Raw genomic sequence first — 16,903 nt, forward strand, 5'->3', positions numbered from 1 at the left:
CACGCTTACAGCTAATCGACCCGTGCTCTCCTTCCTGCTCAAGCTGCGCACGCACGCGCAACGACTCTTCCGGCTGTCCGACTCGCACACGATGCTCATCTGGGCGGTGGTCGTCGGCGTGGCGGGCGCGTTTGCAACTACCGTGTTTCGCGGAGGCATCGCGCTCTCGCAGCGGCTTCTGGGCAATCACTCCGAGGGACTCGTCGCGCTGGCGACCATGCTGCCGTGGCCCGCGCGCATCGTGCTGCCGGCCGCCGGCGGACTTGTCGCGGGCTTCTGCCTGATCGCGGCGCGGCGGCATGCGAAGAAGCAGGCGAACGCCGATTACATGGAAGCCGTCACCATCGGCGACGGCGCGGTGCCGGTCTCGCAGACGGTCTGGCGAAGCCTGTCGTCGCTTTTCACCATTACGAGCGGCGGCTCCATCGGCCGTGAAGGGTCGATGGTGCAGCTTGCCGCCCTCGTCTCGTCGCTCATCGGCCGATGGGTTCACTTCGATCCGCCGCGCCTGCGTCTGCTCGTCGCGTGCGGCGCGGCGGCAGGCATCACCTCCGCGTATAACGCGCCGATCGCCGGCGCGTTCTTCGTCACCGAGATCGTGCTCGGCTCCATGGCGATGGAGAGCTTCGGGCCGATTGTCGTGTCGTCGGTCGTCGCCAATATCACGATGCGCGAGTTCGCGGGCTACCGGCCGCCTTACGAGATGCCGGTGTTCCCGACCATCGCGGGCGTCGAAGTGCTGCTTTTCGTGGTGCTCGGCCTGCTGTGCGGCGCGCTGGCGCCGCATTTCCTGCGGCTGCTCGCGGCGTCGAAACGCCGCTTCGCGCTGCTGCCGCTGCCTTTGCCGGTGCGGCTCGCGCTCGGCGGACTGATCGTCGGCATCATCTCCGTATGGTGGCCGGAAGTCTGGGGCAACGGCTATGAGGTCGTGAACTCGCTGCTGCATCAACCGTGGACCTGGACGGCGCTGCTCACGGTGCTCGTCTTCAAGACCATCGCGACGGCGGCGACTGCGGGTTCCGGCGCGGTCGGCGGTATCTTCACGCCGACGCTCTTCGTGGGCGCGGTGCTCGGCTGTCTCTTCGGGCTCGGCGTGCATGGCATCTGGCCGCATTCGACGTCCGCGCCGTTCGCCTACGCGATGGTCGGCATGGGCGCCTTTCTCGCCGCCGCCACGCACGCGCCGCTGATGGCGATCCTGATGATCTTCGAAATGACGCTCTCGTACCAGGTCGTGCTGCCGCTGATGCTCTCGTGCGTCGTCGCGTATTTCATTGCGCGCACCTCCGACCAGACCTCGATGTACGAAGTCACGCTGCGCCGCACGCGCGAGGAAAAGGAGCGGCTGCGCCTCGCCGCGACGCAGATGCGCGAGCTCGTCAAGCCCGCCGATACGGTCGTGCCGCTGACGGCGAACGTGAAGGACATGACGCGCGTGTTCCTCGAGTATCCGGTCAAGTACCTTTATGTGATCGATGAAGCCGGGCGCTTTCGGGGCGTCGTCGCGCTGAAGGACATCACGTCCGATCTGCTCGACGCCCACGATACGGCGACCAAGACCGCCGCCGATTATCTCCAGCCGCAATTCGACGTGCTCACGCCCGACATGTCGCTCGGCGAGGCGCTACAGCACTTCCTGGCGTTTCAGGGCGAACGGCTTCCGGTGATCGAGCGCAAGTCCGCGCCGCTCCTGCTCGGCGTCGTGTACAAGACCTCGCTTCTGGACGCATACTTCCGTCTGAACCCGACCACGCGCTGAAACTGCGCGGCCGTGCAATTTCGTGACTCGCAGCTTCGGGCGAACGCGCGTCCGAGGCGTGCGTGGCGAGTTCACGCATCACTCGAAGTTCGGTCGCGCGACGCCCGCTCGTCGCGCCGGTGCGCAACCCGGCGCGACGCTCCAACGCGCGGGACGCCCGCCGAAGAACGATCGGCATAGGCTTTGCTTGATGCTTTTGGCTGCTTACGTGAGGAGGGGTTGCCCGATGAAGACCTCAACGTTGTTGTCGATGGCGCTGGTTTCGGTGTCGTGCTACGCCGCGCCGCTGCATACCAGTTCGACGGATTCGGCGGTCGCGTCGGCGACATGCGCCGCGCTGCGCGTGAATGCCGGGCCGGTGTCGCCGCCCGCCCCGGATGTCAGTGCGCAAAATCTCGATCACGCCCGCTGGCGTCATGTGCCACTGCCGAAATCGCGCACGCCGAGTCATGGCATGGCGAGTCAGCCGGTCCAAGTGCTGACCTGAACGCTCCTTATTTTCATAACACCGGATTCGATGATGACCGACAAGCCCGCAGAGAACCACCTTCTGAACGACGAGCCGATCGACGACGAGATCGCGCAGACGCTGCGCATGGTGCAGTTTCCCGCGAACAAGGCCGCGTTGGTCGAAGCGGCGCGGCAGGCGGGCGCGAGCAACGATGTGATCAACGTGTTCGATGGCCTGCCGGAGCAGGATTATGCGGATGCGGATTCGGTGGAGCAGTTGCTGGGGAGTAATGGCGGGCCGGGGATCGCGGGTTGAGGGGCGTCGCACTAAGTCAATCAACGAAGCATCGGTCCGCTGGCGACTTTGCGAATGCATGCGGCAAGCATTTGTTTTCGCGCGGACGCGGACCGCTGTCCACACAAACCGTGCATCACCCTGTTGATAACCTGCCGAGAACTGCCTTAAGTCGTTGAGGGCGAAGCGAAACCGACGCGCGCGTCGAAACGCGTCACGCTTGTTCGACTGGGCGTTGATGCCGGCCGGTTCTTCCTGCGCGCTGCCCGGTTGCTTTCGCGCCGGAGCCGTCTGCGTCGGCATGATCGGCGGCGTCGCGCACATGTGCATCCAACTCTGCGTTGCCGTGTTGCTCGAGGCTCTTGCGTCGTCTGCGGATAAGCTGCCGTCAACGCGCTCGCCGGCTTTCCCGTGCTCCCATCGAACAGAAAGGTAAGCGGCGGTGGCGTCGCGGCCGCATCGTGACGCAGCAGACGCGCGCCACGGCATCGCAAGACATCAACTCCCCCGATACTGCCCCGCACTAGCCGCTCCCGGCACCGCCGGCTTCTTCGGCGCCTTGTCGGCGGCACCCGCGCCCGCAGCGGCCGCGCCGGACGACATATACGCCGGCGCCGCCTTCGCCTTCTGCTTCTGCCCGGCCGGCGGCGCGGTCGGCGGCTTCTGGATGTCCGCGAGCATCTGCCCGCACGGCAGCGGCTTGTTGTTGCTCGGCGCAATGAGCGGAATCAGCGCCGCGAACGGATTGATCAGCCCGAGCCCGACCGCCGCGCCTCCGCGCACCGCCAGCGCCCCGACGTTCACGCCCACTTTCGGCTCCTTGAACGTGCCCTTCACGTACAACGGCGAGCGCAGGGAGAAAATGCGGAAGCCCTTGGTGTGCGGATGGATGCCCAGATCCATGTCCTCTGTCTTCAGGTTGATCGTGCCGTCCACATTGATGACCGCATCGTCCGTATCGAGCGCAAAGACGCGCGAATCCAGCACGCCGTTCGTCACAACGAAGTCCGCGGCCGCGCAATTGATTTTCACGTCCCGGTTGCCGAAGAGCTTCTCGTAGACCACGTTCGCCACGTTCAGGCCCGCCGCCTCCATGTAGAGCCGGCTCACCGTGCCCTCGGTAATCAGCGCCTTCACTTCGCCGTTCGAACTCGCGGCGAGCGCCGCGGGCGAATTGCCGGTCGCGGACAACGCGGCATCGCCGTTCACTTCGCCGAGCGCAGATTGCATCGTCTTGTTCGTCGGGAATAGCTGCTTCAGCTTCAGATGCCGCGCCTCCGCCGACACCTTGCCCTTCAGCGGCGCGTCGCTGCCATCGAGATGAATATTGGATGCAAACGTGCCGCCCGCGACGCCGAACTTGAGCGGCTCGAGCGAGAGCACGCCGTCCTTCATCACGACATGCGTGTAGAGATCGGTGATCGGCAGCTTCGGGTCCTTGATGATGCGCTGGCCGGTGAACTTAACGTCGGCGTCGATGGCCTTCCAGCGGTCCGTTTTGAACTCCTCAGTCGGCAGCGCCTTGGCGGACGGCTGTTTCTTCGCGTCGCCGCGCTTCTCCTTGCTCGCGTTGGAGTCGGCGCCGATGATCGGCGCGAGATCGGAGAACTGCAGCAGGTGCGATACGAGTTCGCCCTGCAACAGCGGTCGCGGCTTCCTGGCCGCATAGACGAGCGAACCGTTGATATCGCTGCCGCCCACGCGCCCGGTGAAATTCTCGTAATGGAAGACGTTGCCTTCTTCCCTGAACTGACCGGTCAGGCGTCCTTCCGTTGCGAAAGGCGGCGTGTCCGGCAGCGTGACGCCGGTGAATGTGTACAAATGCGCCATGCTGACCGCCTGCACCCAGAGCCGCAGATCGACCGCCGCGAGGTGCGCGGGATCGGTCACGGTGCCGACGAATGCAATATGCGTATCGCCGAGCCGCACATCGGCCTGAACGGGGAACGGGCGCTGCGCGTCCTGCACCGCGAGGACGCCGCCGAGCTTGCCTTCGCCCGAGACCTTGCCGTTGTTGTACGTGCCCTTCGCGGTCCAGCCGAACGCATACGGCGGAATAGGCGGCTTGGGCGCATCCTTGGTCGTGATGCTCTTGTTCGCGGATGTGCTCGCCGGATTCGGCGCCGAGGCATTCGCCGCTGCCGCCGCGGACGCCGCCGATGCAGCCGACGCTTCCGATGCCGCCGCTGCATCCGCCTGCTTGCTGAGCTTGGCGGCCCCGCCCTTGCCGACCATCTCCGCCGACGATTTCGTGGATGCCGCTTCCTGTTGCTTCATCACTTCGCCGATGGGCACGGCCTGGCCGAGCGTATCGACGACGATATCCATCTGGGTCTTGGTCACTTCGTCATGGACGCCGATCGTGCCTTTGGCGAGCGAAATGTCGCCGAGTTTCAGATTCCATGTCGAAGGCTGGCTCGACTGCTTGAACTTGAACGTCCAGTTGTTGCGATTGTCCTTCAGCCGTTCGATGTCGATTGACGGATTCACGAGGTGGATCGTCGGAATCACGATGTCATGCGCGAGAAGCGGCAGCACCGCGACCTGGAAGTCGATTTCATCGAGCGTCGCGAAGTGCTGCTGGCGCGCCCAGTCCGGGTTCGCGATGGTGATTTTTTCGGCGGAAAAGCGCGGCCAGGGCACCCAGTGCTTCCAGCCCGTTTCGTTCGGCGGACGGCGCCAGCCGACCTTGAGGTCGCCGGTGATCTGAAACTGACGGCCGATCGCCTGCGAGACCTTGTCGTCGATCCAGGGCCGCAGCCGGTTCCAGTCGAAGGTCAGGAACACGATCACCAGCACGGCGATCAGGATCGCGAGAATGGCGAAGAACCATGCTGCGATCTTTCCGATTTTTCCGGCGGTTCGGGCTTGCGCCATGACCTCTCCATCCGTTTTTTCTGATTCACTTCGCGCCAGCATGAGATGTGCCCGGCTCATGTCCGCGAGCCCGCGTAAGATGACGGCCACAAGAGACTCCCCACGATTTCCGCAGATGGCTAACGACAGACCGCTCGTAGCGGCCAAGGGCGTCGCGCGCCGCGATGCGCTGCGCGGCACGGTACTGCTGCATCCCACCGATTTCGCGCTGCGCGCGGGCGAACGCGTCGCCATCACCGGGCCCTCGGGGTCCGGAAAGAGCGTGTTCCTGCGCACGCTCGCGCTGCTCGATCCCTGCGATGCGGGCGTCGTCACGTGGCGCGGCGAGCGGATCGAACGCGCGGGCATTCCGCCGTATCGGCGGCGCGTGGCCTATATCGCGCAGCGGCCCGCCATGCTCGACGGCACGGTCGAGGACAACCTGCGCTATCCGTACACGCTGAAGACCTATCGCGATGCGCATTTCGATCGCGACGCCGCCGCGCGTCTCGCGCGCGGAGCCGGACGCAGCGCCGACTTCCTCGACAAGCTCGCAAGCGAGTTGTCGGGCGGCGAGGCGCAGATCGCGGCGTTAGTGCGCGTGCTGCAACTCGCGCCCGACGTGCTCCTGCTCGACGAGCCGACCGCCTCGCTCGATCCCGCTTCCGTGCGCGCGATCGAAGCGCTCGTCGGCGCATGGTTCGACGGAGGTCAGGGGCCGCAGGCGCGCGCGTGTATCTGGGTATCGCATGATCCGGAGCAGGCGCTGCGCGTCGCCACGCGCCATCTCGCGATGTCGGCGGGCACGCTCACCGAAACCGCGGAGGCCGCGTGAACGGTTACCAGAATCTGAGCCTCGTCGATATCGGGCTCGCGGCGGCGCTCATCGTCGTGAACGGGGCGCTTTCTGTCGCGCTCGACCTCGGGCTGGAGCGGCGGCTCCTGATCGCGGCGGTGCGCACCGTCGTGCAATTGCTCTTTATCGGCTATGTGCTGGGCTGGGTGTTCGCGTTCAGCCGCTGGTATGTGGTGCTGCCGCTCATGGTCCTGATGACGGTGATCGCGGGGCTCGCGGCGTCCGGTCGCGGGCGGCGCACGTATGCGGGCCAGCGCGCGGACAGCATCGTGTCGATCTGGGGCAGTTCGTGGCTCATCGGCGCGTTCGGGCTTTTCGTCGTGATCCGCATTCATCCGTGGTATGAGCCGCAATACACGATTCCGATCCTCGGCATGGTGCTCGGCAATACGCTGACCGGCGTCTCGCTCGGCATCGAACGCATGACGGAAGAGCTGACCGCGGGACGCGGCGCGGTCGAGATGTCGCTCGCGCTCGGCGCGACGCGCTGGGAAGCGGCCAAAGGGCCCGCGCGCCAGGCAGTGCGCGCGGGCATGATTCCGACGCTCAATCAGATGGCCGTGGTCGGTCTCGTGAGCCTGCCCGGCATGATGACCGGGCAAGTGCTGGCGGGGCAATCGCCGTTGCAGGCGGTGCGCTATCAGATCGTCATCATGTTTCTGATCGCGGCGGCGTCGGGGCTGGGCGTCGTAGGCGCGGTCGTGATGACGTACCGGCGGCTCTTCTCGCCGGACCACCGCTTCAATGCGTCGAAGCTCGTCGAGCGCAAGGCGAAGAAGCGCCGCGCGTGATCACGCGCCGTGGTAAGCGCGCTCCAGCGCCGCGATGTCCAGCTTGATCATGCCCATCATCGCCTGCATCGTGCGGTTGGCTTTGGCCGGGTCGGGGTCCTGAAGCATCGAGCGCAGGCGCGACGGCGCAATCTGCCACGTCACGCCGAAGCGGTCCGTCACCCAGCCGCACGCGAGCGCCTGCCCGCCGTCGAGCAGCTTGTCCCAGTAACGGTCGATCTCGTCCTGGCTCTCGCAGTTCACGAACATCGAAATGGCGGGCGTGAACTTGAACTGCGAGCCGCCGTTGATCGCCATGAACGCTTCGCCGTCGAGTTCGAAGAGCACGGCAAGGACGCTGCCCGCGGGGCCGGGGCTGGCTTCGGTATGGCGCATGGTTTCGAGGATGCGCGCGTTGTTGAACACGGTGAGGTAGAAGTCGACGGCCTCCTGCGCATTGTCGGCCTCGAACCACAGACAGGGCGAAATCTTCTGCATGAGCTTTCTCCTTCGGATTCGGATACTGTCTGACGTCATTCGCGAGGCGCGCACTTGCCCTGCTGCATCTCGGCGGGACTCACATCGCGCTTGTGCGTGGCGACCGACCACTGATGCCCGAACGGGTCTTCCAGACGCCCGTAGCGGTCGCCCCAGAACATGTCGGCGACCGGCATCGTGACGCGCGCGCCGGCTGCTTCGGCCTGCTTCACCGTGGCGTCGACATCTTCCACGTACAGATGAATGGTGACGGGCGAGCCCTTCAGCGACTTCGCGCCGAGCATGCCGAAGTCCGGGTGCTCGTCGACGAGCATCAGCATGGAATCGCCGATCTTGACCATCGCGTGCATGAGCTTGCCGTCGTCGCCGGGAAGGCGTCCGATCTCGACGGCGCCGAACGCGCGCTTGTAGAACTCGATGGCCTCGGCCGCGCCCGCGCAGACGAGGTGCGGCGTGAGCGAGTGCATGCCTTCGGGAATGGCTTTGACGGGACTGTGCGACATGGTGGCTCCGTGATTGAACGTGGTGGACGAGCGGGCTCACCCGCTCTCTGTCCTACGACGTGCAAGCATGCCGCCAATCGACATCGTTTCGCGCAGCCGGCGCAAATTTTTGCAGAGCCGCTGCTTCGAAGCTATTGAGAAAGCTGCTCCGCGAGCGAGCGAATCAGCGCTTCGAGCCGCGAGAAGTTGACGGGCTTGGTCAGATGATCGCGAAAGCCTGCCTCGCGGCAGCGGCGGATGTCCTCGTCCATGCCGTATCCCGTGATGGCGACCGAAGGCTTGTCCGGCTGAAGCTCGCGCCATGCGCGCGCGATATCGAGTCCGCTGCCATCCGGCAAGCCGATATCGCTCACCAGCAGGTCGAACGGCGCGCTCCTCGCCCGTTCCAGCGCCGCCGCGACGGTCGTGGCGACCGCGACATCGTGGCCGAGCATCTCCAGCACCTCGGCCATGGCCGACGACGTCTGCTCGTTGTCTTCGACGAGCAGCACGCGCAGCGCGCGGCCCTTCTCGTGGCGCGCGGCTTCCGGCAGCGGCGCGGCTTCGTGCGTGGGCTGCACGCGCGCAAGCGGCAGCGTCAGCGTGAAACGCGCGCCCATGTCCCGGCCGTCGCTATGCGCGGAAAGCGTGCCGCCGTGCTTCTGCGCAAGCGTGCTCGCGATGGCGAGACCGAGGCCCAATCCGCCGAAAGACCGCGTAATGGAATCGTCGGCCTGTTCGAACGCCGAGAAGATGCGCGGCAGCGCCTCCGCGCTGATGCCGATGCCGCTGTCGGTCACCGACACCGCAATGGTCCGGTCGTCCGGGTTCCACGTGCGCACTTCGATACGCCCGCCCGCCGGCGTGAACTTGACCGCGTTCTTCATCAAGTTCCAGATGATCTGCTGAAGCCGCGCGGCGTCGCCGAGCACGACGAAACGCCCGGCCTCGAACCGCGTTTCGAGCGTGAGCTGCTTCGCGCGCAGATCAGCCTCCGACATGTCGACCGCGCTCGTGAGCAGCGTATCGAGCGCGACGTTCGCGAAGTTCAGGCTCAGCTTGCCACGCGCGATGCTCGTGAGATCGAGCAGGTCGTCGATCAGCCGCGCTTCGAGTTCCACATTGCGGCGAATGAGATCGAGCGTCGGGTGCGCGTCGGGCGGCAGCGGATGCTTGATTTCAAGCAAACGCACGGCCGCGAGAATCGGCGTGAGCGGCGTGCGCAGTTCATGCGAGAGCACCGCCAGAAAATGGTCCTTCGCGCGGTTCGCGGATTCCGCCTGATCTTTCGCGAGCCGCAGCGCGTCGGCGGCCATGTGGGCATCGGTCGCGTCGCGCACGATCTTGGAAAAACCGATCAGCTCGTCATGCTCGGTGCGGATCGCGGTCGTCACGCCGGACGCGAAGAACGAGTGCCCGTCCTTGCGCCACAGCCAGCGATCGTCGCTCGCGCTGCCTTCGCGCCGCGCTGTTTCCAGTTCGTTGTCGTACACGCCGGCTTCGCGGTCTTCCTGGCTATAGAAGATGCTCGCGCTTTGCCCGAGCACGTCCTGCGCCGGAAAGCCCAGAATGCGCTCGGACGCCGCGTTCCACGTGCGGATGCGCCCTTCGGGATCGAGCGTGATGACGGCGTAATCCTTCAGCGCGTCGATCAGCAGGCGAAAATGCGTTTCCGTCTCGCGCAGCGCGCGCTCCACCGCGATGCGTTGCTCGCGTTCCGCGCTTTCGCGCATCGCGCGGCGCACCACCGCAGGCAGGCGTTGCAGACGCTGTTTAAGCACGTAATCGGTCGCGCCGCGCTTGAGCATGTCGACGGCGTGTTCTTCGCCGAGCAGACCCGACACGAAGATAAACGGCGTGTCCGGCGTGCGCTCGCTCGCAATGGACAACGCCTCGATGCCGGAGAACGTCGGCATCACGAAGTCGGCGAGAATCACGTCGAAGCGCTGGCTGTCGAGCGCGGCGTTGAAGCTCGCGGAATCGTAGACGATGGTCGCGTCCACGATGTAGTCGGCGCGTTCGAGCTGGGCAATCGTCAGTTCCGCATCGAGTGCGTTGTCTTCGACGAGAAGCAGATGCAGGGGCTGCATGGTCTAGGCGGCCTCGCTCGAAAGCGGGCGCGCGGGCGCTGAGAAAGTCACGACGGCGAACATGGGCACAACCGTCACTGCCCCACCGACGGACGGCGAAAGCGCGTGGAGCCTGGCGGCGGCTCGTTCAGCACGGCCCAGAACACGCCGAGATCGCTGATGGCCTCGACGAATTCCGCGAATTCCACCGGCTTCACCACGTAGGCGTTCACGCCGAGCTCGTAGCTGCGCACGAGGTCCTGTTCCTCGCGCGAGGACGTCAGCATGACGACCGGAATGCTCTTGAGCCCCGCGTTCGACCGCACCATGTCCAGCACTTCGAGGCCGTCGATTTTCGGCAGCTTCAGATCGAGCAGGATCACGGCCGGATTGCCCGGTGCGCGTTCCTTCCACTGGCCCTCGCACGTGAGATAGTCGATGGCTTCCTGACCGTCGCGCGCAACGATCACTTCGTTGGCGAGCTGGCTCTTGTCCAGCGCGACGAGGGTAAGCTCGAGGTCGTTCGGATTGTCTTCGACGAGCAGTATCGGTTTAAGCATGATCTGGTCTTGATTTTGTCACTGACGTTGCGGATGCGGCCTTCGGCTTGCCGGCCTCCCGGCCCGTCACGCTGTGAAACTCGACCGGCAACGAGAAATAGAATACCGCGCCCTCGCCCAGCCGCCCTTCGGCCCACGTGCGCCCTTCGTGCCGCTCGACGATACGCCGCACGTTCGCGAGGCCGATTCCCGTGCCTTCGAACTCCTCCGCGCGATGCAGCCGCTGGAACACGCCGAAGAGCTTGCCTTCGTACTTCATGTCGAACCCGACGCCGTTGTCACGCACACCGATGATGTGCTCGTCGCCACTGCGAGTCGCGAATATCTCGATTTTCGCCGATTCCCGCGTCCGCGTATATTTCACCGCGTTCGAGATCAGATTGTGCACGGCGAGTTGCAGGAAGGCGGCGTCGCCGGTGACGCGCGGCAGCTCGCCGATCACCCATTCGATGTGCCGTCCGACGGTTTCCGAGTCGAACTCGCGCACGACGAATCGCACCAGTTGCCCGAGGTCGACCGGCGCGGGGCGCAGCGCGGCGCGGCCCATCTGCGAGAACGTCAGAAGATCGTCGACGAGCGTGCCCGCGAAGCGTGCCGATTCCAGCATGTTGTTGAGAAAGCGGCGGCTCTTGTCGGACATGCGCTCGGCTTCCAGCTCGCGCAGCAGGTCTCCGTAACCGGCGATATGGCGCAGCGGCGCGCGCAGGTCGTGCGACACCGAATAGGAGAAGGCTTCGAGTTCCTTGTTCGCGCGGGCGAGTTCCGTTGCCATCTCGGCGCGCTCTTCCGCGCGGCGCAGCACGATGTTGAGCAGCGCGCCGCGCAATTCGCTCGCGACTTCGAGTTCGGCCTGGCGCCACGACACCGAATGTCCGCGCACCGTTTCGAGCCAGGGGCTGAAGCTCGTGCGCGGCGCGCTCGCGCCGTCCTCGCCGCGAATCTTCACAGGCTCGCCGGCCCACTTGATGGTCTGCATGACCTCGGGCCGGAACCACAGCAGATAGTTCCGGAAAATCTGCGACACGGGCACGGCGAGCACGCCGCACGCGGTGTCCTGATGCGCCTGCCCCGGCGGCCACTGGCGCGCGAGCGAATCCGTCGACCAGACGCCGGACGTGTTCTCAGCGAGCCAGAGCGTCAGCGCGCGCACCGTCTCTTCGTCGGGCGTCTTGCCCATCAGCGTGATCTGGTCGTTCATCACGATGGCCGCGCCTTCGGAACGCGTAAAGCCGAGCAGATCGCCCGGCACGTCTTGCAGCCCGGCGACAAAGCTCTCGTGCTCGCTCATCGCGGCGATGAGGCGGGCCATCGTGCGGCGCAATTCGCCGAGATATTCGCCCTGCTCGCGCTCCTCCTTCGCCTCGATTTGCAGCGACAGCATGTGCCCGAGATGCTCGACCGCCACGCGCGTGCTGAACGGCACGCGGCGCGCGTCGTGATCGTGACACGAGATGAGGCCCCACAGCTGCCCGCGCACGACGATCGACACGGACATCGACGCGTTCGTGCCCATGTTGCGCATGTATTCGAGGTGCACCGGCGAGAAGCTGCGCAGCGTGGCGTAAGTGAGATCGGCCGGGCGCCCGGTGACCGGGTTGACGGCCGGAACGAGGCGCGCGGGCACGTAGTTCACATCCGACACGAGGCGGATGCGGTTGCGCAGGTACAGGGCGCGCGCCTGAGTCGGAATGTCCGATGCCGGAAAGAACTGATGCAGGAAAGACGCATAGCGCGGGTCGCGGTCTTCGGCGAGCACGTGGCTGCGGCCTTCCGCGTCGAAGCTGTAGAGCATCACGCGGCCGAAACCGCAGATCGCGCGGACTTCGCGCACGGCCAGCTCCGCGAGTTCCTCGACCGTGGTGGCATTCTGCAAGTCGCGGGCGAACGTGCGCACGAGCGGATACATCGACGAGAACGCCGCTTCGCCCGGCTCGGCGGTCGCTTCCATTTCGACAATCAGCACGCCGTCATGCCGATGAACCGTGACATCGAGCCGCCCGGGCTTGTCCGTGGCGCCGACGTAGAGCGGCGAGTCCTCCACCTGCATCGTCGATGCGGCGCGCAGGACGCGCCGCGCGGCGTCTTCGCCGACGAGCGCATCGAGCGGCTTGCCGAGCAGCGCCTCGACGCTTTCACCCGTCAGCGCCGCGATATTCTCGCTGGCTTGCGTGATGCGCAAGCCCGCCTGATCGCCGGCTTCCTCGGCCAGCACGACCAGATAACCGTGCGATTGAATGCCGCCGGGAATGTGAATCGGCTCGGCGTCGCAGTCCTTGCTCGCCACGCCCGAATCGAGCGTGCGGCGGCGCGCTTCCGCGTCCGGCGGACCGGCGACGTGGCTCGGGCCGTGGCTCGCGCCCGAATGATTCGCGGGAGGGTTGCTCATGCGGCGGCTCCCGTAATCGCTGGGGCGTCGAACGATTCGACGCACAGCCACGCCTGCAGACTCTCGAAGGTTCCGATGGCGGCGCTCACCGCGGCGTCGTATCCCGTTTCCGGGACGACCGATACGGCGATTTCGCGAAACGCGTTCCACATGCTGCCCGTGCGCGCGCCGTAGCCGTCGAAGTAGGCGTTGCCGACGCCCGGCGCGAGGCCCAGTTGCTCGGCCACGTGGGGCGCGATGAAGCGCCCGCCGAGCGTCGAGCCTTCCATTACATAGAGCGAGCCGAAGGCGCTGCCGAGATCGTCGATCGGCGGCAAGCTCCGCGCGTTCGCGATCATGATGGACTCGGCGGCTGCGGGGTCGCCACGGAGCGCGACCAGATCGGCGGCAAGCAGCGACGTCTTGCGGCGTTCATCGAAGAACGCATGCAGCGACGCAGGCAGGCATGCGCCGACCGTGTCTTCCCACGGCGCAACGTAGCCGTAGAAACGTTCGAGCAGCGCGATGTATTCGTCGCGCTGCAAGCCGTCCCGCATCAGGTCGAGCGTCTGCTCCAGACGGGAATGACACGCAGCGGTTTCTTGCTTCAGGCGGGACAGAAGGTCGTGTCGCATGTTCGGTTGTGTGGCTTGTTGCGCCGGATATGCGGCAAAAGGCAAGCTGGCTGGAACGTCTTACCGGTTCGGGAAGCGTTGCGCGTGACGGCCGGTAAAAAGGGGCTGTCGCCCGTTTTTTTTCGAGACAAACAACCATTCTACGCAACGCGCCCCTCCGATGTCATGGACATCGGCACTTCGGCGACGCTTCAGCCCGCTGTCCGCGTCATGGTTCACTGTTTCTCCGGTCGGTATCGACGAGGCCGCGTTCGATGTCCTCATGCGCCTGCTTGCCGACATCGCGCGGGGTTTGCTCGTCTTGCGACTGCACGCTCTGATCCGTCTCGTGAGGCAGCGGGGGCTTCGCGCGCTCGTCGCTCGTCGCGTTGGCCTCGTCGTCGCGCGGCGCGTCGGGCGTGCTTTCGGGTTCGTCTTTCGCCTGCTTCATGATGCGCTCCGCTTGCGCTCCGTGTGCGCTCCGTTGCATGCCGGTTTCGTGAATCACCCGCGCGAGCCGTCAATGCCCAGGCGCTTTTTCATCTGCGCCGTGAGCCGCTGGCGCGCCTTGGCATAGCCTTCCCAGGGATCGGCGGTGAGCGCGTTCATTCGCTCGCGCGCATTGCCGATATTCCACTGGTCGCCGCGCGTGGTGTCGTCGAGTTCGTCCCAACTGATCGGCATCGACGCGCCCATGCCCGGGCGCGCCCGCAGCGAGAACGCGCAGACGGTGCTGGACCCGCGATTGTTGCGCAGATAATCGACGAAAATTTTATCCTGCCGATTCTGCATGCCCATTTTCGCCGAGAAAAATTTCGGCAGCGTCTTGGCCATGAACTGCGCGACGGCCTGCGAGAAGCCCTTCATCTCGTCCCAGCCTGCCTGCTTGGCGAGCGGCACGACCACATGGAGCCCCTTGCCGCCGCTCGTCTTGCAGAAGGACGTGAGCCCGAGCTCTTCCAGCAGGTCGCGCGTCAGCTTGGCCGCTTCCACCATGCGATCCCAGCCGACGCCCTCGCCCGGATCGAGATCGAATACCATGCGATCCGGCTTTTCGATATTCGACGCCACCGAGTTCCACGTATGCAGTTCGATCGTGCCCATTTGCGCGGTGCCGACGAGCGCCTGCGCCGATTCCACCGTCAGAAGCGGCGGATGCCCGGGATCGACATCCGGATGTTGCGTGATGTGCGGAATCGCGAGCCGCGCGCTGTGCTTCTGAAAGAACAACTCGCCGCCGATATCGTCGGGCGCGCGCACGAGCGAAACCGGCCGGTCCTGCAAGTGCGGCAGCATCCATTCGGCAATCGACGCGTAGTACTCGACGACATCGATCTTTCTCAGGCCCGTCGACTTGTCGATCACGCGGTCCGGATGGCTGATCTTCACGCCTTCGATTTCGGTCGCGTTCGCGCGGGACTTCGAGGCGGTTTTGGCCGCTGTCTTTTTTGCAGTCTTCGCCGCCGTCTTTCGCGCCTTGGGCGTCACTGTCTCTTCTTCCTCAGCCTCGACCTTTTCGGTCGACGCCGGCTCTTCCTTCACGATCTGCCGCGCGGGTTTATCGTCACGCAGACTAACGAACGATGCTTGTCGCACGATGCGCTCCTTGGTCCATTCCGCGAAATTGCACTCGGCCACGAGTTCGGGCTTCACCCAATGCACCGGCGTGCGGCTGCGTTCCTGCGGCTCCTTGTCGAACGGCATACGGTCGGTCGCGCGCTTGTCGAGCTCTTTCTTGACCGCGACGAGCGTTGAGTGATCGAAGCCGGTGCCCACGCGCCCCGCGTATTGCAGCTTGCCCTTCGCGTCGTATACGCCGAGCAGAAGCGCGCCGAACGCTCCGCGGCTGCCGGACGGCTCAGAGTAACCCGCGACGACGAACTCCTGTCGGCGCCGGCACTTGAGCTTGATCCACGAGTTGCTGCGCCCCGAGACATACGTCGAGTCGATCCGCTTGCCGATGATCCCTTCGAGCGCCATGTCGCATGCGCTCTTGAGCAGGTCGTCGGCGCTGAAGGCGAAGTCTTCGGAATAGCGCAAGGCCGCGTCGTCGACCGGTTCGACGATCGCTTTCAGTAGGGCGCGGCGCTGCACGAGCGGCACGTTGCGCAGGTCGTAGCCGTTCAGAAACGCGAGGTCGAAGAAGTACACGACAATGCCCTGAGGCCGCCCGACATCGAAGGCGTTTTGCAGCGCCTGAAAGTCCGGCAAGCCGCGGTCGTCGAGCACGACCGCTTCGCCGTCGAGCCAGCCGCTGTCGATATCGAGCTTTTCCAGCGCCTTCACCTGCTTCGGAAACTTGGCCGTCCAGTCGTTGCCGTTGCGCGTGAAGATGCGAATATCGCTCTTGCCCTTCGTCCGCTCGATGCGCGCGAGCACGCGATATCCATCGAACTTGATCTCGTAGGACCACTCGTCGCTCCCCGGTGCCGCATCGACGAGCGTGGCGAGTTGCGGCTTCAGGAGCGCGGGAAGCTTGGCTTTCTCGGCGCCTTCGATGGCCGGATCGTGCGACAGCGCCCGCAGCGATTCGCTGTTGCGCGTCGCGACGATATCCGGGTGCGCGTGACCGTTCGATGCGTCGCTCGGCGGGCGCGGCACCGTTCTTCGCGCCGCCGGCTTCGCCTTGCGCTCGTTGCGTTCGCGCAGGTCGCCGTTTTCGAGCCGTGCGCCCAGCGAGTCGGAAAGCACGCTGCCGGGTTTCTTCAGGAGTACGTCGTATTCCGATTCGGGCCGCGCTTCCTCGTCGCGTTCCTTGATGAGGAACCACTGTTCCTTGTCGCCGCTGCCGCGCATGTGACTGCGCACGAGCGTCCAGCCGCCGCGCAGCTTTTCGCCGTCGAGCGTGAACTTGAGCTTGCCCTTTTCGTACTCGCGGGCGGCGTCTTCGGCGGTGCCGGTCTGCGGCGCCCAGGTTCCGCGATCCCACACGATGACGCTGCCCGCGCCGTAATTGCCCTCCGGGATGTCGCCTTCGAAGGAGCCGTAGTCGATCGGGTGATCTTCGACATGCACCGCGAGCCGCTTCACCGACGGATCGAGGCTCGGCCCTTTGGGCACCGCCCACGACTTGAGCGTGCCGTCGAGTTCGAGCCGGAAGTCGTAGTGCAGCCGCCGCGCGTCGTGTTCCTGAATGACGAAGGAAAGCGCCTGCGCGGGCGCCTTCTTGCGGCGCGGCGTTTTGCGCGCGGCGGTCTTTTCGCCCGAAGGCTCGGGCGTTTGGTTGAAACGCCGCATCCGCTGATAGGTTTCGAGCTTGCCCGTCATCGTCGTGGAGTCCTTCTTCGTGTCGTCCGATAGGCGCCTGACCGCCCCTACGCCCCCTACGC

The 16,903-nt window shown here is 65.3% G+C and carries 14 protein-coding genes; 5 read left to right on the forward strand and 9 right to left on the reverse strand.

The annotated features are described in order from the left end of the window. Window positions 1-22: 22 nt before the first annotated feature. From NCR37_RS07165 to NCR37_RS07175, 3 genes are all read left to right on the forward strand, one after another. Window positions 23-1,759 (forward strand): ClcB-like voltage-gated chloride channel protein, encoded by a 1,737-nt coding sequence (locus NCR37_RS07165; RefSeq protein ID WP_250472396.1) that lies wholly within the window; start codon window positions 23-25, stop codon window positions 1,757-1,759. Between the two features lie 226 nt (window positions 1,760-1,985). Next, window positions 1,986-2,246: a hypothetical protein gene (locus NCR37_RS07170; RefSeq protein ID WP_250472397.1), complete on the forward strand. Its 261-nt coding sequence runs from the start codon at window positions 1,986-1,988 to the stop codon at window positions 2,244-2,246. A 33-nt stretch (window positions 2,247-2,279) separates the two neighbouring features. Further along, on the forward strand, window positions 2,280-2,525 hold the full coding sequence (locus tag NCR37_RS07175) for a DUF2795 domain-containing protein (protein ID WP_250472420.1): 246 nt from the start codon (window positions 2,280-2,282) through the stop codon (window positions 2,523-2,525). A gap of 477 nt (window positions 2,526-3,002) precedes the next feature. Here NCR37_RS07175 and NCR37_RS07180 read toward each other — a convergent pair whose 3' ends face one another. Then, the gene (locus NCR37_RS07180) at window positions 3,003-5,381 is read right to left on the reverse strand and encodes an AsmA family protein (RefSeq protein ID WP_250472398.1); all 2,379 of its coding nucleotides are present in this window, start codon (window positions 5,379-5,381) and stop codon (window positions 3,003-3,005) included. A 115-nt stretch (window positions 5,382-5,496) separates the two neighbouring features. On the opposite strand from NCR37_RS07180, the gene NCR37_RS07185 reads away from it, so the two are divergent. Next, the gene (locus tag NCR37_RS07185; protein WP_250472399.1) at window positions 5,497-6,195 is read left to right on the forward strand and encodes an ABC transporter ATP-binding protein; all 699 of its coding nucleotides are present in this window, start codon (window positions 5,497-5,499) and stop codon (window positions 6,193-6,195) included. Continuing rightward, the gene (locus NCR37_RS07190; protein WP_250472400.1) at window positions 6,192-7,007 is read left to right on the forward strand and encodes an ABC transporter permease; all 816 of its coding nucleotides are present in this window, start codon (window positions 6,192-6,194) and stop codon (window positions 7,005-7,007) included. The genes NCR37_RS07185 and NCR37_RS07190 overlap by 4 nt, the downstream gene beginning before the upstream one ends. Here the strand turns inward: NCR37_RS07190 and NCR37_RS07195 are convergent, their stop codons facing one another. From NCR37_RS07195 to ligD, 8 genes are all read right to left on the reverse strand, one after another. Next, window positions 7,008-7,484, reverse strand: coding sequence for a VOC family protein (locus tag NCR37_RS07195; protein ID WP_250472401.1), 477 nt, complete (start codon window positions 7,482-7,484; stop codon window positions 7,008-7,010). It lies immediately after the preceding gene. Between the two features lie 35 nt (window positions 7,485-7,519). Continuing rightward, on the reverse strand, window positions 7,520-7,987 hold the full coding sequence (locus NCR37_RS07200) for a VOC family protein (RefSeq protein WP_244846407.1): 468 nt from the start codon (window positions 7,985-7,987) through the stop codon (window positions 7,520-7,522). 131 nt (window positions 7,988-8,118) lie between these two features. Then, window positions 8,119-10,056, reverse strand: coding sequence for a hybrid sensor histidine kinase/response regulator (locus tag NCR37_RS07205; RefSeq protein WP_250472402.1), 1,938 nt, complete (start codon window positions 10,054-10,056; stop codon window positions 8,119-8,121). Between the two features lie 74 nt (window positions 10,057-10,130). Next, on the reverse strand, window positions 10,131-10,595 hold the full coding sequence (locus tag NCR37_RS07210) for a response regulator (RefSeq protein ID WP_250472403.1): 465 nt from the start codon (window positions 10,593-10,595) through the stop codon (window positions 10,131-10,133). Next, window positions 10,588-12,981 carry an ATP-binding protein gene (locus NCR37_RS07215; protein WP_250472404.1) on the reverse strand — a complete coding sequence of 798 codons (2,394 nt, stop codon included), beginning with the start codon at window positions 12,979-12,981 and terminating at the stop codon, window positions 10,588-10,590. The genes NCR37_RS07210 and NCR37_RS07215 overlap by 8 nt, the downstream gene beginning before the upstream one ends. Then, complete coding sequence (locus NCR37_RS07220; protein ID WP_250472405.1) at window positions 12,978-13,595, reverse strand: biliverdin-producing heme oxygenase; 618 nt, start codon at window positions 13,593-13,595, stop codon at window positions 12,978-12,980. Before NCR37_RS07220 ends, NCR37_RS07215 begins: the two co-directional genes overlap by 4 nt. A 208-nt stretch (window positions 13,596-13,803) precedes the next feature. Beyond that, entirely contained in the window at window positions 13,804-14,025 is a 222-nt protein-coding gene (locus NCR37_RS07225) for a hypothetical protein (RefSeq protein WP_250472406.1), read from the reverse strand. 53 nt (window positions 14,026-14,078) lie between these two features. Beyond that, the gene (gene ligD / locus NCR37_RS07230; protein WP_250472407.1) at window positions 14,079-16,841 is read right to left on the reverse strand and encodes a DNA ligase D; all 2,763 of its coding nucleotides are present in this window, start codon (window positions 16,839-16,841) and stop codon (window positions 14,079-14,081) included. Window positions 16,842-16,903 lie beyond the last annotated feature (62 nt).

Source organism: Caballeronia sp. GAFFF1, from assembly GCF_023630705.1.
GTDB lineage: Bacteria > Pseudomonadota > Gammaproteobacteria > Burkholderiales > Burkholderiaceae > Caballeronia.